Annotated in this window: 19 protein-coding genes and 2 pseudogenes; 13 read left to right on the top strand and 8 right to left on the bottom strand. The window is 37.9% G+C overall.

The window, feature by feature from the left end:
• The first annotated feature begins 144 nt into the window (after positions 1-144).
• Positions 145-1,317, top strand: a complete 1,173-nt coding sequence (locus QFZ87_RS24260; protein WP_309867333.1) for a sulfite reductase subunit alpha — start codon at positions 145-147, stop codon at positions 1,315-1,317.
• A 105-nt stretch (positions 1,318-1,422) separates the two neighbouring features.
• Here QFZ87_RS24260 and QFZ87_RS24265 read toward each other — a convergent pair whose 3' ends face one another.
• On the bottom strand, positions 1,423-1,917 hold the full coding sequence (locus tag QFZ87_RS24265) for a GNAT family N-acetyltransferase (protein ID WP_309867337.1): 495 nt from the start codon (positions 1,915-1,917) through the stop codon (positions 1,423-1,425).
• A gap of 276 nt (positions 1,918-2,193) precedes the next feature.
• Between QFZ87_RS24265 and QFZ87_RS24270 the strand changes: the two genes are divergently transcribed.
• The 4 genes and pseudogenes from QFZ87_RS24270 (at position 2,194) to QFZ87_RS24285 (ending at position 4,549) form a co-directional block, all read left to right on the top strand.
• Positions 2,194-2,448 carry a hypothetical protein gene (locus tag QFZ87_RS24270; protein ID WP_309867340.1) on the top strand — a complete coding sequence of 85 codons (255 nt, stop codon included), beginning with the start codon at positions 2,194-2,196 and terminating at the stop codon, positions 2,446-2,448.
• Positions 2,448-2,630 (top strand): annotated as a pseudogene (locus tag QFZ87_RS24275) (LytTR family DNA-binding domain-containing protein); the annotation flags it as partial. The gene QFZ87_RS24270 and the pseudogene QFZ87_RS24275, both read left to right, overlap by 1 nt.
• A gap of 14 nt (positions 2,631-2,644) precedes the next feature.
• Entirely contained in the window at positions 2,645-3,079 is a 435-nt protein-coding gene (locus QFZ87_RS24280; protein WP_309867343.1) for a DUF3021 family protein, read from the top strand.
• A gap of 165 nt (positions 3,080-3,244) precedes the next feature.
• Positions 3,245-4,549, top strand: a complete 1,305-nt coding sequence (locus QFZ87_RS24285; RefSeq protein WP_309867345.1) for an alpha/beta hydrolase family protein — start codon at positions 3,245-3,247, stop codon at positions 4,547-4,549.
• Positions 4,550-4,677: 128 nt separating this feature from the next.
• Here QFZ87_RS24285 and QFZ87_RS24290 read toward each other — a convergent pair whose 3' ends face one another.
• Together QFZ87_RS24290 and QFZ87_RS24295 are read right to left on the bottom strand one after the other, a co-directional pair.
• Entirely contained in the window at positions 4,678-6,024 is a 1,347-nt protein-coding gene (locus tag QFZ87_RS24290; RefSeq protein ID WP_309867348.1) for a GntP family permease, read from the bottom strand.
• 99 nt (positions 6,025-6,123) lie between these two features.
• Positions 6,124-6,846 carry a GntR family transcriptional regulator gene (locus tag QFZ87_RS24295; RefSeq protein WP_309867350.1) on the bottom strand — a complete coding sequence of 241 codons (723 nt, stop codon included), beginning with the start codon at positions 6,844-6,846 and terminating at the stop codon, positions 6,124-6,126.
• 309 nt (positions 6,847-7,155) lie between these two features.
• Between QFZ87_RS24295 and QFZ87_RS24300 the strand changes: the two genes are divergently transcribed.
• From QFZ87_RS24300 to QFZ87_RS24310, 3 genes are all read left to right on the top strand, one after another.
• A complete protein-coding gene (locus QFZ87_RS24300; protein WP_309867353.1) occupies positions 7,156-7,842 on the top strand; it encodes a GntR family transcriptional regulator in 687 nt (228 codons plus the stop codon).
• A 160-nt stretch (positions 7,843-8,002) separates the two neighbouring features.
• Positions 8,003-9,025, top strand: a complete 1,023-nt coding sequence (locus QFZ87_RS24305) for a zinc-dependent alcohol dehydrogenase (protein ID WP_309867355.1) — start codon at positions 8,003-8,005, stop codon at positions 9,023-9,025.
• Positions 9,026-9,041: 16 nt separating this feature from the next.
• Positions 9,042-9,803 carry an SDR family oxidoreductase gene (locus QFZ87_RS24310; RefSeq protein WP_309867357.1) on the top strand — a complete coding sequence of 254 codons (762 nt, stop codon included), beginning with the start codon at positions 9,042-9,044 and terminating at the stop codon, positions 9,801-9,803.
• 95 nt (positions 9,804-9,898) lie between these two features.
• On the opposite strand, the gene QFZ87_RS24315 is transcribed toward QFZ87_RS24310, so the two are convergent.
• From QFZ87_RS24315 to QFZ87_RS24330, 4 genes and pseudogenes are all read right to left on the bottom strand, one after another.
• Positions 9,899-10,642, bottom strand: coding sequence for a DUF4253 domain-containing protein (locus QFZ87_RS24315; RefSeq protein ID WP_309867358.1), 744 nt, complete (start codon positions 10,640-10,642; stop codon positions 9,899-9,901).
• Between the two features lie 284 nt (positions 10,643-10,926).
• Positions 10,927-11,118, bottom strand: a complete 192-nt coding sequence (locus tag QFZ87_RS24320) for a hypothetical protein (protein WP_309867360.1) — start codon at positions 11,116-11,118, stop codon at positions 10,927-10,929.
• Between the two features lie 296 nt (positions 11,119-11,414).
• Positions 11,415-11,859 (bottom strand): annotated as a pseudogene (locus QFZ87_RS24325) (YaiI/YqxD family protein).
• Positions 11,860-11,994: a hypothetical protein gene (locus QFZ87_RS24330; protein WP_309867363.1), complete on the bottom strand. Its 135-nt coding sequence runs from the start codon at positions 11,992-11,994 to the stop codon at positions 11,860-11,862.
• A gap of 139 nt (positions 11,995-12,133) precedes the next feature.
• Between QFZ87_RS24330 and QFZ87_RS24335 the strand changes: the two genes are divergently transcribed.
• From QFZ87_RS24335 to QFZ87_RS24350, 4 genes are all read left to right on the top strand, one after another.
• The gene (locus tag QFZ87_RS24335; protein WP_309867366.1) at positions 12,134-12,778 is read left to right on the top strand and encodes a VC0807 family protein; all 645 of its coding nucleotides are present in this window, start codon (positions 12,134-12,136) and stop codon (positions 12,776-12,778) included.
• Between the two features lie 34 nt (positions 12,779-12,812).
• On the top strand, positions 12,813-13,409 hold the full coding sequence (locus tag QFZ87_RS24340; RefSeq protein WP_309867368.1) for a TetR/AcrR family transcriptional regulator: 597 nt from the start codon (positions 12,813-12,815) through the stop codon (positions 13,407-13,409).
• A gap of 96 nt (positions 13,410-13,505) precedes the next feature.
• The gene (locus QFZ87_RS24345) at positions 13,506-14,012 is read left to right on the top strand and encodes a GNAT family N-acetyltransferase (RefSeq protein ID WP_309867369.1); all 507 of its coding nucleotides are present in this window, start codon (positions 13,506-13,508) and stop codon (positions 14,010-14,012) included.
• 21 nt (positions 14,013-14,033) lie between these two features.
• Complete coding sequence (locus tag QFZ87_RS24350; RefSeq protein WP_309867372.1) at positions 14,034-14,693, top strand: DUF2306 domain-containing protein; 660 nt, start codon at positions 14,034-14,036, stop codon at positions 14,691-14,693.
• Between the two features lie 30 nt (positions 14,694-14,723).
• Here the strand turns inward: QFZ87_RS24350 and pdxR are convergent, their stop codons facing one another.
• Entirely contained in the window at positions 14,724-16,172 is a 1,449-nt protein-coding gene (gene pdxR / locus QFZ87_RS24355) for a MocR-like pyridoxine biosynthesis transcription factor PdxR (RefSeq protein WP_309867374.1), read from the bottom strand.
• Positions 16,173-16,227: 55 nt separating this feature from the next.
• Between pdxR and QFZ87_RS24360 the strand changes: the two genes are divergently transcribed.
• The gene (locus tag QFZ87_RS24360) at positions 16,228-16,773 is read left to right on the top strand and encodes a pyridoxamine 5'-phosphate oxidase family protein (RefSeq protein ID WP_309867376.1); all 546 of its coding nucleotides are present in this window, start codon (positions 16,228-16,230) and stop codon (positions 16,771-16,773) included.
• Positions 16,774-17,264 lie beyond the last annotated feature (491 nt).

Raw genomic sequence — 17,264 nt, forward strand, 5'->3', positions numbered from 1 at the left:
ACTGTTCACACGGTGCCAGGCACCCTAATGATTCTTTTTATTTAAAGCCGGATTAAAATTGTTTGTCCATTGTGTGTCAAACTCCACATCTGATTTCCCAACTCTGTGGTATTCTAGTTATAGACTACTTTTGGAGGTTATGATATGCAACTTACATTGGAAAATCCTAAAAGCACCAAAAGTGACAAACCATTTTCAAGGACTAATCCATTTCGAGCAAAGGTTTTAAAAAATAGTAATTTAAATGGAACTGGCTCTAGCAAGGAAACAAGGCACATTGAGTTATCATTAAAAGATTCAGGTCTTTCTTACAACCCGGGTGATGCACTTGGCGTTGTGCCGGCAAATGATCCGGAACTTGTGGCTTCTCTTCTTGTGCTAATGGGCTGGGATGAAGAATCGGTTGTTACTGTTAGTAAGCTAGGTGAGACACTGCCGTTAAAGGAAGCGCTGACTTCTTACTTTGAAATTACACTGCTGACTAAGAAGATCTTACAACAAGCAGCAGCATTTACAGAAAATGAATTGCTTCAAAACCTTGTGTTAGTTGAGAATTCAACCCAACTAAAGGAATATTGCTATGGGCGTGATTTGCTTGATATGTTACGTGATTTTGGCCCATGGAAGGCTTCTGCCCAGGACATCGTTTCCTTATTAAGAAAAATGACGCCACGTCTCTATTCAATTGCAAGCAGCCTTACAGCAAATCCTGATGAAGTTCATCTAACGATAGGTGCTGTACGCTACACTGCGCATGGACGTGACCGAAAAGGCGTTTGTTCTGTTTTATGTGCTGAGCGTCTTCAGGAAGGGGATACGCTTCCAGTCTTTGTTCAAGCTAATAAACACTTCAATTTGCCAGATTCCCAAGATACAGATATTATAATGGTTGGTCCTGGGACGGGCATTGCACCATTCCGTTCTTTTATCCAGGAACGTGCAGTTAATAAAGCAACCGGCCGGTCATGGCTGTTTTTTGGGGATCAGCATGCTGCCTCGGATTTTCTTTATCAAAACGAGCTGGAACAATACCAACAAGATGGGGTATTAACAAGACTTGATACGGCATTTTCCCGCGATGCGGTTCAAAAAGTTTATGTCCAGCATAAACTGATCGAACATAGCAAAGAATTATTTGCATGGATTGAAAAAGGAGCTATATTCTACGTTTGTGGGGATAAGGAACATATGGCGAAAGACGTCAACGACACGCTGATTACCATCATTGAACAGGAAGGTACAATGAATCGTGAAGCAGCCGAAGCGTATCTTAAAGATATGCAGAAGCAAGGACGTTATCAACGTGATGTGTATTAACTATGAATCAAAGGGCATTTGGTAAATAAAAAGCAAAGAGACACTTCATTCTTTTGTACGAAGTGTCTCTTTGCTTTTCATACTTCCGGTACCTGTCACCGCCCGCTAACCCCAATTCACCCTGTGCCAAGCCCCCTTCTGAATACTAAACATAGATTGATCACTTCCAAATCTCTTAAATGTTTTTTCAAATTTCATCCCCACTCTTTTTAACAACCTGCAGGCCCGTTCATTAAGTGTTGGCGTTTCAGCGACAATCGTTGTTAACTCCAAGGAATGAAAGCCATATTCGATTACCTTCTCGATGACTTCCTTCGCATACCCCTTTCCCCAGTAAGCAGGTAAAAATTGATAGCCAATCTCTGTGTTGATTCTGTCATAGCCTGTATCTAAGCATACTAACCCAATAAATTCTTTCGTTTCTTTCAGTCTAACTGTCCAATAATGATTGGATTCCAACATCATTTGAAATCTAATACCAAACGATATCTCATCAACTGTTCCATCAAGGTACTTACGTACGTCTTCGTTCACATACAACATCCATATGGATTCATAGTCTTCTTCAGAAATAGCCAATAACTCGCATCGCTCTGTCATTAACATCTTGGTCTCACCCATCCACCTTTTTAATTTCGATATCTATTTTGTTTTTTCATGAGAATTATGAAAGAAGCTGCAATCATATACCTCCTAATTCTATGTATTTAAAAATATTATATACATAGTTTTTCTATGTAGCAAGAGTGATTTAACTTTAAGTTTCAGCATTGCAAAACTGGATTGCATATGTATGTGTTATAATGAAGTGGTCTAAAGGATGTAAGCAGCATCCGTAGTCGACCTGAAATAATTTGAATTTTCGTGGGTGATCATATGAAAATTTCAATCGAAGAAATAAACAAAGAGCTGGCAGAAGAAATCCTCATTAGGTGCCATGAGGTAGATGACGAAGTCAATGAAATTGTAAACAAGCTGAAAACGGAAGACCTCATCTTACTCGGCTACCACAATGATAAAGTTCACCGTATTAAGCTGAGTGAAATTTATTATTTCGAAGCCGTTGACGGAAGGTTTTTAGCTACTGCAAGGACAACGTTTTTGAGGTCAAACAAAAGCTTTATGAACTAGAAGAACTATGCAACGGTAGGAACTGCTTTCGTGCGTCCAAATCGACGATTCTGAACATAGCTAAAATCTCTTCTATCCATCCATCCATAAGCGGCCGACTCGAAGCGGTGCTTGATAACGGGGAGCGCGCTGTTGTATCAAGGCAATATGTGCCTGTCCTTAAAAAGATGCTGGGATTATAACAGGAGGGTTACATATGAAGCTGTCCGAATTTGCAAAAAAAATCATCAAGGATTTCTTACTCATCTTCGCACTCATCATCATTATTATTACTATTTTGCGACAACTGTATTTCCCTGATGAAGCCTTTGATTTGAAGTCCATTTACATCATTATGGCATTCGCCTTTTTAAGTGCAATAATAGGATTTATTTTGTATTCTCCTAATGACTTAAGCGAAAAAAATATGCGTATTAGAATGATCCTGCATTTTTTCACATTGGAGTTTCTATTGATTGCCCTTAGTAGTGTTTTTGGGATTGTGGAAAGTCCATCAGATGGAATCATTTTGGCAGTGCAAATTGCCATCATCTATTTCATCGTTCGTTTCCTATCATGGAAAAAGGATCAAAAGGAAGCCCAACAAATCAACGAAAAGCTAATGGCATGGAAGAAAGACGTTCCTCAATAATCAAATCTGCAACACATAATTATGCGGTAAGCGAAAAAGCTTACCGCTTTTTTTTGCATCTTATTTACCCGTGGATACAACTTACTGTTTTTCTATATACTTCCTTTCGATATTTTTTTATGATGAGTTCATAAAATATTATTCGAAAAAGAAGGGGTAACCACGATGGTAACTTTATTATTATTGATCGCTTTGATGTTAGAGATTTCTTTTGCCACCTACTATATTGTAACGAAGCAAACCCATACAAAAATAAAAAATGGGATTAGGATTGCTATATTTATAGCCTTTGCCATACTCACACTTTCATCAGTGATTGCGTGGAGCTTCCGCTGGGTGATGCTTGCCATACTACTTTTCCTATTAGCGATAAAGGGAACGGTTTCTCTTATCCGTAACAAAACAAATTCCCAAAAATACAAAACTTCTAAAATTGTATGGAAATCCATTTTTATGATATTGGCATGGGTCATTGCATTTGCACCTGCAATTATTTTTCCGCAGCATCCATCACCAAAAGTGACAGGCAAATATGGTGTGGGAACCGCTACTTACACATACGTTGATAAGAATCGTGTAGAGGAATTTAGCGACAAGGGAGAAAACAGGTTTGTTAATGTAGAATTTTGGTATCCAAAAAATACAGATGGTAAGTTCCCTCTATTAGTGTTCTCGCATGGTGCCTCTGGCATTAAAGCAAGTAATGCTTCTACCTATACGGAACTTGCAAGCCACGGTTACGTAGTTGTTTCAATCGACCATCCGTACCACTCTTTTTATACTAAGTCAGAGGATGGAACAGTGGCTATGATTAATTCAGATTATAACCGTGAAATCACCAATCTCAACACTGAAGGTGTGTACACGAATGAAGAACTCAATGGACTCATTCAAAAGTGGATGAAACTGCGAACTGATGATATGAATTTTGTCATTGATACGATACTTAAAAAAGACGAGAGTGACAATAACCCCATTTATCAGCAGATCAATACAGAGAAAATTGGTGTGTTCGGGCACTCCATGGGCGGCGCAGCAAGTGTTTGGCTAGGCAGAGAACGCGATGATATAGATGCAGTCGTAAATATTGATGCCCCGTTCTTTAGTGAGCTTGTTTATAAAAAAGAAATGGATAATTTTGCAGCAAGCACTAAAGCCTATACGACCCCGATTTTCAACATTTATTCAGATGATGTTTGGGGGCAGCTTGATATCACGCCTATTTATGTAGCGAACAAACTCAACAATGAATCATTCAAAGACGCATATACTACTCATTTTAAAGGGGCAAAACATTTAAGCCTGACTGATTTATCGCTTTTCTCCCCTATCCTTGCAAATGTGCTGCAAGGCGGAAAAGCCGACATTGATCCATATTACTGTATTGAAACGGAAAATGAACTCATTCTTAACTTTTTTGACTATGAATTAAAGGGCATTGGCCATTTCACTCCCAAAGAAACCTATTGATTTTTATTTAGTAGCTAGAAAAGACATAGGTATTGAAAAATGTTCCTTGTACGCCCCGTTCAATAAAAAACCCCCACTTCAAAGAAGTGAGGGTTTTTGCCCGTAGTAAAAGCCTACTATTTTTAAGTTTATACAAATAAACTTAGTAAGAGAACAAATCCTAATCCAGCTACCGAAATAATCGTCTCAAGTAATGTCCAAGTGGCAAATGTTTCTTTCATACTTAAACCAAAATACTCTTTGAACATCCAGAAACCAGCGTCGTTCACGTGTGAAGCGATAAGGCTTCCAGCACCAGTTGCAAGTACAACTAAAGCTAGGTTTACATCGGTTTGACCCAACATTGGAATGACTAATCCAGCAGTGGTTAAGGCTGCAACTGTCGCAGAACCTAATGAGATACGTAAAATTGCTGCAATAATCCAAGCCAGTAGAATCGGCGAAATGTTAGTTCCTTTAAATAATTCGGCTACATAATCACCTACATGACCATTAATTAATACTTGTTTGAAAGCACCGCCGCCTCCAATGATTAAGAGCATCATGCCAATGTGTGAAATCGCTTCTGTACAAGAATCCATTACTGTTTTGATCGGGATCTTTCTCGCTAATCCCATTGTGTAAATAGCTACTAATAAAGAGATAACCATTGCTGGGGAAGCACCGCCAACAAAACGAATAATAGCTAGTAAACTATTATCTGCAAATCCCATAGTTTTTTGAAGCAAAGTTAAAATTGTAGCGATTGACATTAGGATTACAGGAAGCATTGCCGTAAATACACTGATACCAAATCCAGGTGTGTCTTCAAGTTTAAATGTTTTTAGTTCACCTAAAGAGGCAATATTACCAGTCTTTGAAAATGATGCAGGAACCAATTTTTTAGCTAGCTTTGTAAATAAAGGACCAGCGATAATGACTGTTGGAACAGCAATAATAAAACCGTAAAGTAATACTTGGCCAAGATCGGCACCAAATTCACCTGCAATGGTGGTTGGTCCTGGGTGCGGCGGTAAAAATCCGTGTGTGACAGATAAAGCTGCTCCCATTGGAATACCAAGATATAAAATAGAAACCTTTAATTGTTTTGAAATGGCAAATACGATTGGAATCAATAAAACTAATCCTACTTCAAAGAATAAAGCAATACCGATAATGAATGAAGCAGCCACTACAGCCCATTGAATATTCTTTTCGCCAAATTTATTAACGAGAGTCATCGCAATTCGCTGCGCGCCTCCTGAATCGGCAATTAATTTACCCAGCATGGCACCAAGTCCGAAGATTAATGCTATATGTCCGAGTGTTCCACCTAAGCCTGCTTCAATTGTTGCGATGATTTCATCTAATTTCATTCCAAGTGCGATAGCCACACCGAATGAGACCACGATAAGTGAAACGAAGGTGTTTAATTTTAAACCCATGATTAATACGAGTAAAGCTAATATCCCTATTGCTACTATTACTAATGGCATGCTTTTTTCCCCCAAAGATATTTATATATTTTTATTAATTAGTCCTCTTTGATCATTGGCAATCCGTGTATAATCTTCTTCTAATAGGTACAACTACTTCTAAGATTTTTGCTCTCTAGAGAGCATTTGTTGTGACATCCAAAGGTCTTCCACTTTACCTTGAACATCATCAAAATTTTGATGTAATGACTTGATCATAAGATCTCTATTTTTTGTATTTATGGCATCGATATAAAGCTGGTGATTTTCCACAATCCGTTCAAAATCATCATATTTTTCTTCGAGACGGGCTCTCATCGATAATAGAATTAAACTTTCCATAACAGGTTTTGCATTATTCCATATAAGCAAAATGTATGAATGACCAATCGAACGAATGATCGTTTCATGGAATAAGAGATCTTGAAATGAAAACTCATCGGCATCTTTGTATTTTATGGCAATTTTCATCATTTCTAGTATTTTACTAAGTTCTCTCACTAACCCTTTAGTATCTATTTTTACAAGCCGTTCAAAAACAAATGTTTCTATTAGGATACGGACATCATAGATTTCTTCTATTTCTTTCTTTGTTAAACCAATGACGACTGCACCCATTCTTTCTAATCGAATCATATTTTCAGAGGCTAGCATTTTTAAAGCTTCACGAATGGGTGAACGACTTACATTATATTCTTCTGCTAATTTATTTTCCGATAGGATGGTACCGCTTTCAACTAAACCGGAAATAATTTGCATTCTAAGCTCGCATGTTACACGCTCACCAGTGGAAGCTTTTGAAAGCCATTTTGTGGGATATAGATATTCCTTCGTTTCGTTCAAGAACTCACCTCCTTGTTGAACAGTTATACATGTATACAAGTATTATAAAACAGATTTTTCAAAATGCAAGCGCTTTTATTTTATTTGGATTTTACCTACCTCCTGCTTACGGTGTTATAATAACGCTTACATTTTTTTGTTGACAGGATTATCAATATTCCGTAAACTTTAACTTGTATACAAGTACACGGCGAAATGCCCTATTCTTATGTGTTTTGAGGTTTTATTTCCATTCTGGATTTTTTCCTCTATATTTACCTTATAAGAAAGAAATCTTTTCGCGAAGACTTATAGGGAGAGTTGAAAAGTATGCAGTATCCATCATCATGGCTACAAAGGGCTTCACTTGGGGAAAAGATCGTAAGTGAATTAAGATTACGAATTATTAGTGGCAGTATTCATCCAGGCTCATTATTATCTGAAAATCAGATTGCAACTGAATTTGGGACGAGTCGATCACCAGTTAGAGAGGCTTTGAGAACGCTTTCTGTGGAAGGGTTAATCCGTTTAGAAAGGATGGGTGCTGTGGTATTAGGCTTGACGTCAAAGGATATCGATGAACTAAATGATGTTCGTTTTATGATTGAAAGCTTTGTATTGCAACGCCTTTCTCAGATTGACCATGAGCCATTAGTGGAGACCCTTAATAAAATCATCGACAAGATGGAATTGGCGGGTAAACACCAAGACTATATTGAATTTTCCTATCAGGACTTATGTTTCCATGAAGAAATGATTTTGGGGATCAACCATACAAGGATTTCGCATTTATGGAATAGTATACGGGAAATCGTACTAACCGCCCTTCTAGTGGCAACTGGAAAACGATTTGTAGGAAAAACGGATGAAATAGAACCTCTTATTGAAAAACACCGATTAATCGTGAAAGCTCTAGTTTCAAAAGATTTTCATCTTATTGAAGAAATTATTCAAGAACATTTTAAAGATACTCGTAAAACTGTTAGTGAAACCCTGTTAAAAATGAACCAGGATTAATTGAAGGTTAACATCTTTTTTTTTTAAAAAGATGTTCCATTATTGATTAACTTGTCGACAAGTAGACAAAGAAGTTAACATCTTTTTTATTAAAGAGATGTTTCTTTTATTAATTAACTTGTCGACAAGTAGACAACATAAATAATTGGAGGTTATGAAAATGGCAGTTATGAAGGCGGGTTTGTATATTTCCGAAAAAAAGGTAATGGTTGGTGAACTTGATAAACCAACATTAAAACAAGGGGAAGCCCTTATTCGAGTATCCTATGCTGGAATTTGTGGAACCGATATGATGATTTATTCAGGAAAACATCCTCGTGCAAAAGCACCTCTAGCAATGGGGCATGAGTTTAGCGGTGTCATTGAAGAATTGAACGGGGAGTCAGCTTTTTCAGTTGGAGACCGAGTAGTTATTGAACCCACTCTTAGCTGTGGAACGTGTGAAGCCTGTAGATCTGGACAATCTCATGTTTGTAAAAAATTAAAGCTCATTGGTATCGATATGCATGGTGGATTTGCAGAATACGCGGCCGTTCCCCTACATCGACTTCATATGATTCCCGAGGGATTATCAGATGCCCATGCGGCTTTGGCAGAACCAGTGGCAGTGGCTGTTCATACTGTAAGACGCTCCAATCTTAAGGTTGGCGATAATGTAGTCATTTTAGGGGCTGGACCAATTGGTTTGCTCATTGGCCTAATGGCGAGACAGGCGGGGGCGAATCAAATCATCGTTTCCGATATTAGTCCTTACCGCTTGGAAAAAGCAAGAGAACTTGGTTTTACCGCATTGGATGCTAAAGTAGTAGATGTTACGTATGAAGTTTTATCACTAACAAATGGAATTGGTGCAGATATTGTTTTTGAAGTGGCTGGTACACAAATTACGGCAAAGCAAATGGTTGAAGTAAGCAAGATTCAAGGACAAATCATGGTCGTTAGCGTATACAAACAAGCACCAGCTGTAAATTTAGCAGGAATGCACTTTAAAGAAATATCGATGGCAACGACAAGATGTTACAGTGGAAGTGATTTTAAAACAGCTATTGACCTAATGGCAAGTGGAAAGATTGATGTTTCTCCATTTATTTCTCATGAGTTACCGCTAGAGCAAATTGCGGAAGGGTTTAAGTTAATGGAAAATCCAGATGTTTCTTTAAAAATATTATTTCAACCTAATTGATTGAGGAGGAGAAAAGATGGTACTCGAATTATTTAAACTAGATGGAAAAGTTGCAGCAGTAACGGGAGCTACCAGAGGAATTGGACGTTCAATTGCTCTCTCTTTAGCGGAAGCAGGGGCAGATATTGCCCTCCTTCAACGCTCACCTGAACAATTGGACGTTAAGGAAGAAATCGAATCATTAGGTAGAAAATGCTTGATTGTTCCTTGTGATTTGGAAAATGTCGATCAAGTAAAAGCCGCAATTCCTACTGTGGTTTCGCATTTTGGCAAAATTGATATTTTAGTCAATAATGCAGGCATACAACGCCGGTCGCCTTCAGTAGATTTCTCAGAACAAGACTGGGATGATGTGATTAATGTCAATTTAAAGACAGTCTGGCTCCTATGTCAGCAGGCTGGCCGCTATATGGTTCCAAACGGAAAAGGGAAAATCATTAATATGGCATCCTTACTTTCCTATCAAGGCGGATTGACCGTTCCTGCTTATGCTGCAGCCAAAGGTGGAGTGGCTCAGTTAACGAAAGCCTTATCGAATGAATGGGCTAAGCATAATGTGAATGTCAATGCGATTGTTCCAGGATATATTGCCACAGACATGAATACGGCACTCATACATGATGACACACGTAATCGACAAATTCTCGAGCGAATCCCCTCTGGCCGTTGGGGAAATCCTGAAGATTTTAAAGGAACTGTTGTGTACCTTGCATCAGATGCATCGAATTATGTACATGGGCATTTATTAGCTGTCGATGGTGGATGGCTTGGTAGATAAATAATGTAATAGTGTTGAGTATTATCAAAGCATGCAGTCTTGCGCATAAATTGTGCCAGTTGCGTGCTTTTTATTGTGATGATCGGCAACTAATTTTAGTCCCACCAAAAATACCAAAATGCTGAATGAATAAGTGTTCCTGCAAGTGAATTTACTGTCCCTACACCTTGGAAAACTATGTCACCACAAAATCCAAATTGTTCCCAAGCAAGTAATTCTGATTCTTCTTGAGTCTCTGGAGGATTCACAACAAATAATTCCCATACATCTGAGGTTACTAAAGCGGGCGTTGCTCCATACTTTTCATACCAATATTTGAACACTGCAACTTGCTCTTCTGGCATCGGGCATTCATTATACCCGCCCATAGGAACCCAGGCAGCTACTTCCCAAGGTTCATCAGTTGGAATCTTTGCGAGAATGATTTTTTCATTAACTGCTTCTTCAATTGATAGAAAATGGTTTGTGTGTTCCTCTATTTCAAACTCTCCTGTGATATCGTAGACTTCAACCTCTTCTACGGGTATGACCTCATCAAGAAGGTTCTTTAACAATTCGTTTACATCAATATCCTTCGCTTTAGCTATGATTGATCCTTTATCATTCAAGTATTCTTTATCCGCCTTTGCGTCTATGACCTCTAACATCATCTCTGAAGGGATAATGATAAGAGGAGTATATCCTTCTTTTTTGCCTTCCCTGAGAGCTTGATGATACCTGGTCATCACACCTTTAACATTCTTCTCCTCAATAATCGAGCAATCACAATCCAATATAGCAATTATTTCTTTTATATAATCTCTCTTTTCCTTCTTCTTGAATTTATCAAATATCCCCACGCTCTTCATCTCCTTAAGGCAACGTTGTTGGTCATTTATAAATTCAATTAAATTTATAATTTTCCTCTTAGAAATTAAGATAGAAGAAGCATTAATAAAAAACAGCCACCATTTATGGTTCGGTTCACCGTTGTACGTCTACATGTGTTAGTTTCATTAGATAACTTTCTTTTTCTACCTTTCTTCATACCCTGCTGGAGGAGTCTTAATATCAGGAATGACACTGGCTTTGATTTTCGTTTTAATATGGCGGATCGATTTTCCCCTTAAAGCCTTAATTGAGTCTACTTTTTGGGGTGGTCAAGTTCTTGGTAGGCTAACTGGTACTTTCCTCCGTCAGCAACTTCTGAATGGTACAAAGCCTTGAGGGCATTGTTTTTTTCAAGGCCGTGTTCTGCCTTCATCTCTTTAAAGCGTGCATGCAATTCTTTATTATCCTTGATTAGCTGTTGCATTTGCGATTTCATATACTTCAAAATATTTATCTCCTTTCAGAACCCAATCCGTTCCCCAAGTATAGCATTAATAAACTTTATTTTAAAAAATCTTTAAAACAAAGGGACGGTTCTATTGCTTAGAAATTGCCGGCTGGTAATAATGGATGTACTTTAAACTATAATCACAGGCCCTTTTAACTGATCCGAATCATATGTAATTTTTATAAAAATCCTCCAAACCTCATTTTCAAAGTAAGGTATGTAATCTAATAGCTAGTTATAATCCCCCGTCCTAGTGTCCCTTAAAACATTTAAATAAGGAAACTAAACCTTGGTTATTCATAACGAGAAATAACTTGTTTAAAAAACCTCCTAAATTGCTCCCGATCTTCTGCTGTAAAAGCCTTGGGTCCTTTGTTCACTTTCCGCTTTTTCGAGCCATTGCACTTAAATAACGTGTTTGTAATAATTGGTCAATGTTTTCATTTGTTAACTAAACCCTTTATGGTGGAGGACTATATTTCCTTTTGCTAATCCTAGCAAAGCAAGACCATAATCTTGCGTAACAATAATATCTCCTGTTTCTGCTAAATTCATAATCCGATAATCTACAGCATCTGCTCCAGAATCAACATAATTGGTTTCCACTCCTGATGGCTGTTCTGCATTAGAAAAATGAGAAAAGCTCGTAACGAGGATAACTGGAATTTCCGCATTCCTTCCTTCAGAAATAATAGTATCTTTTACCGGACAAGCATCTGCATCAACATAAATTTTCATCTAAATCTCTCCTGTAAAGAAGCTCAATTTATTAATAGTGATACTATTAATAAATTGAGCTTCTTTCAAACCATGTAAGCAGAGGAACGGTGCTCTTGTTTGAAAATTAACAAGAGTTTCTGCCGTTCGTTTCAATAGACCATCCCTCTCTTTACAGATTTCATTAAGGCGGCCACAAGAATCACCTTATGTAATTTTTATAAAAATAATTTGACAAACCGACGGTCGGTTTGTATAATTGGAATATAAATACAGGAAAGTAAGGAGAGATAAAATGAATATAAGCTCTAAAAGGAAGGTTATTCAATCTGTTATCGTCAGTATCTTAATAAACGGACTCGTACCTGTTGTCGTATATAATTTACTCTTGGATCATTTCTCAAGTTTTGTTTCATTGCTACTTGCAACGATGGTTCCATTGCTGGATAATCTTTATCACATTGTGAAGCATAGGAAAGCTGATGCGTTTGGACTGTTTATGCTGACAGCTTTCGTTCTTAGCTTATTGGCGTTCTTACTAGGCGGGAATGAGAAATTGATTTTAATGAGAGAATCGTTAGTAACCGGAATATTAGGACTAATCTTTATAGGTTCCCTCTTCTATTCCAAACCGCTCATTTATCATTTTGCCATTAGATTCAGTTCAAATGACGAGTCAGAACAGAAGGGCAAATTTGCGAATAACTGGGAGTACTCCTATTTTCGCTTTGTCATCCGATTAATGACTGCTGTGTGGGGCATCGCCCTCTTAGCAGAAGCAGTTATCAAAACCATTCTTGTGTATGAACTCTCGATTTCTGCTTTCTTAGCTGTTTCACAAATCATCTTCTACAGTGTGCTCGGGGTAACGATTTTATGGACGGTCATCTATCGCCGATACGCAAAAACTCGCTTAGATTTAATAATGAATGTAAAATGATACATCCAGAAATTGAATAAGGAAGGTACAGAAAATGTCTAATCCAACTTCTCATGATAACCCAAGCTTTCAGAATATCTTATTAGCAACTGAGGAACTTATTCTGGAAAAAGGCTGCAGGAATACGACACTCAAAGACATTATTGAAAGAACGGGGCTTTCTAAAGGGGCCATTTATCATTACGTTGCAAGTAAAGACGAATTGTTTGGGCTTATTTTAAAAACCAAAATAGAACAAGTGAATGAAAAATTTAATCAGTTGATCAGCCACTCGATGGGGGCTACCCCTGACGCTGGACGGTTTGGGATGGCCACTCAATTTTTCCATAGTAGACAGAATCCAAATGATGTCGGGAATCTAATATTTGTTTATCTGTTAAGCCAGGATGATGAAAAGGTTAAAAGTATTTTAAAAAGTGTTTACCAATATAGTAAGTCAACTGGTGTTCAATGGATTGAGATGGGTCAACAAAATGGTGTGATTCCCCCCACTATCGATGCCGAAAAAATGGCCACCTTATTTATGACTTTTTCATATGGCCTTAGGGTAACGCAAATTCTTTCCTCTTCTGAAGATGAACAAGTAGCAACAAGTGATATTTTTAAATTACTCATTCAGACATTGTCATAGAAAGAATGAAGTATGTTGGGCAAAATCCATATAAGGATTCTCCCACCCCTTTTGCATACCGACTGTCGGTTTTTGCAAAAACGAGAGGTGATCAGCATGGATTTCATAACAATAGGATTACAAGAATTCCCCGAAGTGAAGCAGTTTTACGCTGCAATCACTTCTGATTTAAGAAAAAAGGGTATCGATCAATGGGACCGTTTTTATCCGAACCGTTTTGTTATGAAAAATGATTTAAAAAATGGAACCCTTTTTGGAATCAAAGAGGAAAATCACCTTATTGGTGCTATTGTTCTCGATACAAACGAAAGTAAACAGTATTTGAAACTTCAGTGGGAAGATCATACAGGCAGGCCATTAATCATTCATCGATTAGCTGTCCATCCTTTCCATCAAGGTAAGGGTATAGGAAAAAAACTACTAAACTTTGCTGAAGAATATGCCTTGGAAAAAGGACATACCAGCATTCGTATGGATGTGTACTCCCAAAACCCGGCTGCCGTTGGGATGTATGAAAGAGCTGGTTATCAAATAAGAGGGTCTGTCAGGTTTCCATTAAGAAAAGTACCGTACTTATGTTTTGAAAAAATCATAAAAATATAGAATAATTGGAGGAATATACTTGTGAAAAAAAGCAAAAAGTTAAATCTGGCAGTAGTCGGACTTTATTTTACTGTTCTACTATTCAGCGCTTATATAATCGTGATGTTTTTTATAATTGGGACTGAAAACGCACCAATGGTGAAAGGAAAAATGGAAGACGCAAACTTTAATTTACCCGTTTGGGAAGCCTTTTTCTATCCTCATATTATTCTCGGTACGATTGCATTGGCAATCGGTCCGTTTCAATTAACGAAAATGAGCCGTAAAAACCCAAAGCTACATCAGAATTTAGGAAAAATTTATGGGTTTACCATTTTTATTAATGTATTATTGGTTCCCTACATTTCTCTCTTTTCTACAGGTGGCCGGTCAACTATGATTGCCTTCCTCGTGTTGAATGCTTTTTGGCTTGGGACAACAGCTATGGGCGTCCTTCGGGGATTCCAAAAAAGAATACCCTCACATAAAACTTGGATTCTTAGAAGTTATGCCATCACATGGGTTTTTGTTTCCTTTAGAATTATTGTCATCCCATTCTCCATTTTTTGGGATGCATCCATCAGTTTTCCGATAGCCGTTTACCTTGCTATTGCTTTAAATCTTCTTTTTGTTGAATGGAAAAGAAAAAAAGGAAAAAATAAATCGATAATAAATTATGATAAAAAATTCATTAATGAGTAGGTGGAGTTAAGGATGAAACCTATCTACCCTTCATGGGAGGCAGCTAGCAAGTAATCTGACTCCTTTTTCAATTTCTTCTATTGATAATCCTCCAAATCCTAACATGATATAGGAATTACCTTCGGGGGTTGGCTTAAGCCAAAACCTTAACGGGGAATAAACTTTGACCCCCTTCTGTAGACCATTTTCAATCAGCTCGAAGGTGGATACATCTTTTAGTTTCAATATGATATGCAAGCCTGACTTTTCTCCCACAATTTTTACTTTAGTGCCCATATATTGTTCAATACTCCTTAACAGAGTCTGATGTTTTCTTTGATACAGCTTGCGCATTCTTCGAATATGCCTTTCGAATTCTCCGGATTGCATGAACAGGGCCATAGCCCTCTGAATAATAGGAGAGACAGATTGGTTGTAATCCGCGAACTTTCGTGAATATTGAACCATTAGAGAAGGTGGAAATACAATATAACTTAACCGGACTGAAGGAAGAAATGATTTAGAAAATGTACCTAAATAAATTACCTTTTCCTCTTCATCCAGGGATTTCAGCGAAGGAATAGGCTGTCCCCGGTATCGAAACTCGCCGTCATAATCATCCTCAATAATGTATCCCCCAGTTTGATAAGCCCATTTTAGTAATCGCATTCTTTTCGAAATGGACAGAACCATACCAAATGGAAATTGGTGAGAAGGTGTTAAATATACGGCTTTTGCCCTGCTCGTTTGAATATGCTCCACTGACAATCCGTCCTTTTCAAGAGGCACGGGTTCAATATAACATCCCTGGTCTTCAAAGACAGAGCGTACTCCACTATAACCCGGTTCTTCCATGGCCACGAATTTTTTCTGGAGTGCTAAAAGACGGCAGATCAACGCCATGGAAGTTTGTGTTCCGGCCGTTATAAGAATCTGTTCTGGTGTAGAGCGTACACCTCTGGATTGTAGTAAATAGTTTGAAATCTCCCGCCTCAATGCAAACTCACCTTGTTTTTCACTATACTCAAATAACCAGTTGTTCTCTTGATCAACAGCGTCTGACAGACATTTCTTCCACTGCTTCAAGGGAAATTTGTCAAGATCGACATTTCCATATTCAAAATCCACAAGGACCTCGCTTGAAGGCTTGCATTCCAACATAATAGGATGTACCACATCAATCGGATGTAGTGAAGGTTTCTCAATCTCAGCTACCCATATTCCACTTTTAGGGACACTTTCGAGATATCCCTCTGATTGTAGCTGCTGATATGCTGCCTCAACCGTGTTCCGGCTGACCTTTAAATGAGTCGTTAGCTGGCGAATTGATGGCATCTTCATTCCTGGCAAGAGCCTTCCTTCTTCAATTTCCTTCTTAATCCAATGATACAACTGGCTGTATAACGGCTCAGACAACTCCCTATGTAAAAATGGGGTAAGTTCCACTGTTAGCCCTCCATCTGTCCCTATTAAACTTTTTAATTCTGTCACTTTTATCATGTACAGAAATTTCCTAAAATGATTTTATCACTTATAAAGAAAGATGGGATGAAAAATGCATAAGATCCGCCAAGAAAAATTAATATGTACCGATGATAAGCGTATTGATCAGTTTTTATGCCAAGCACGGACGGGTTACCTTGGATTAACAGATGGGGAGCTTCCTTATGTGGTTCCTTTGAATTTTATCTGGATGAATGAAGCTTTGTATTTTCATGGAGCTGCACAAGGGAGAAAAATAAATTTGATTCATGCCAATCCCAACTGTTGTTTCACAGTATCTGAAGATTACGGAACCATGGTAAGTCCTATCCCCGCCAAAACAGATACTGCTTACATGAGTGTGATGCTGTTCGGAGTACTAGAAACGGTAAGTGATTTAAACGAAGCCACCTCGGCAATGCAGGGCATGCTAGATAAGTACGTACCCGGCTACTACGATAAACGCCTTTCACAATCCCATGTTGAGAAGTATCGCTCCTCTCTAGGGAGTCATACACTTGTTTTTAGACTTACTCCCAGCGTACGAACAGCAAAAGAAAATCAATTGGATCCGCAATTGTCTTTCTACCCAGGCAGGAACGTTGAGATGGATATCTAAAATTTTCCTGTAATCTATACATCATTTCCAACAAGAAACACAATTTTAATGGGATGGGACTAAATAGGGGGACAATGATGTACCACCTATTGAAGGTACGGAAATAAAAGTGATATTGCCATCCAAGTTACTTAAACAAACTAAAAGCCCTCGTTTCTTAATTTAAGCCTGTTTTTTAGTTCGTATGATCTATGAAGCAGGCTTTTTTTAATAAACAAAAATATCCTCCATTACCAATTAAAAATTAAAGACTTTTTCTTTCAACCCCCAAAATCCTAAAAAGATAACCTAAGCTTTTTATGTTAGTCATATTTAGTTGAATGGACAACTTTAAAGATAACTACCAATTATCACACCTGTATTTTTATAGTTATACATTTCTTGATACTACAACTAGAGGGAGGAGTCTAAGTGAATCGAATTTTTAGGTGGGTTGTTAAATCACTGTTTGCACCTGTCACTGGAAATGCAGGGGCGGTTGCAAGTACACT

Origin of the sequence: Bacillus sp. SLBN-46 (assembly GCF_031453555.1) — a bacterium.
In the GTDB taxonomy this organism is placed as follows: domain Bacteria; phylum Bacillota; class Bacilli; order Bacillales; family Cytobacillaceae; genus Neobacillus.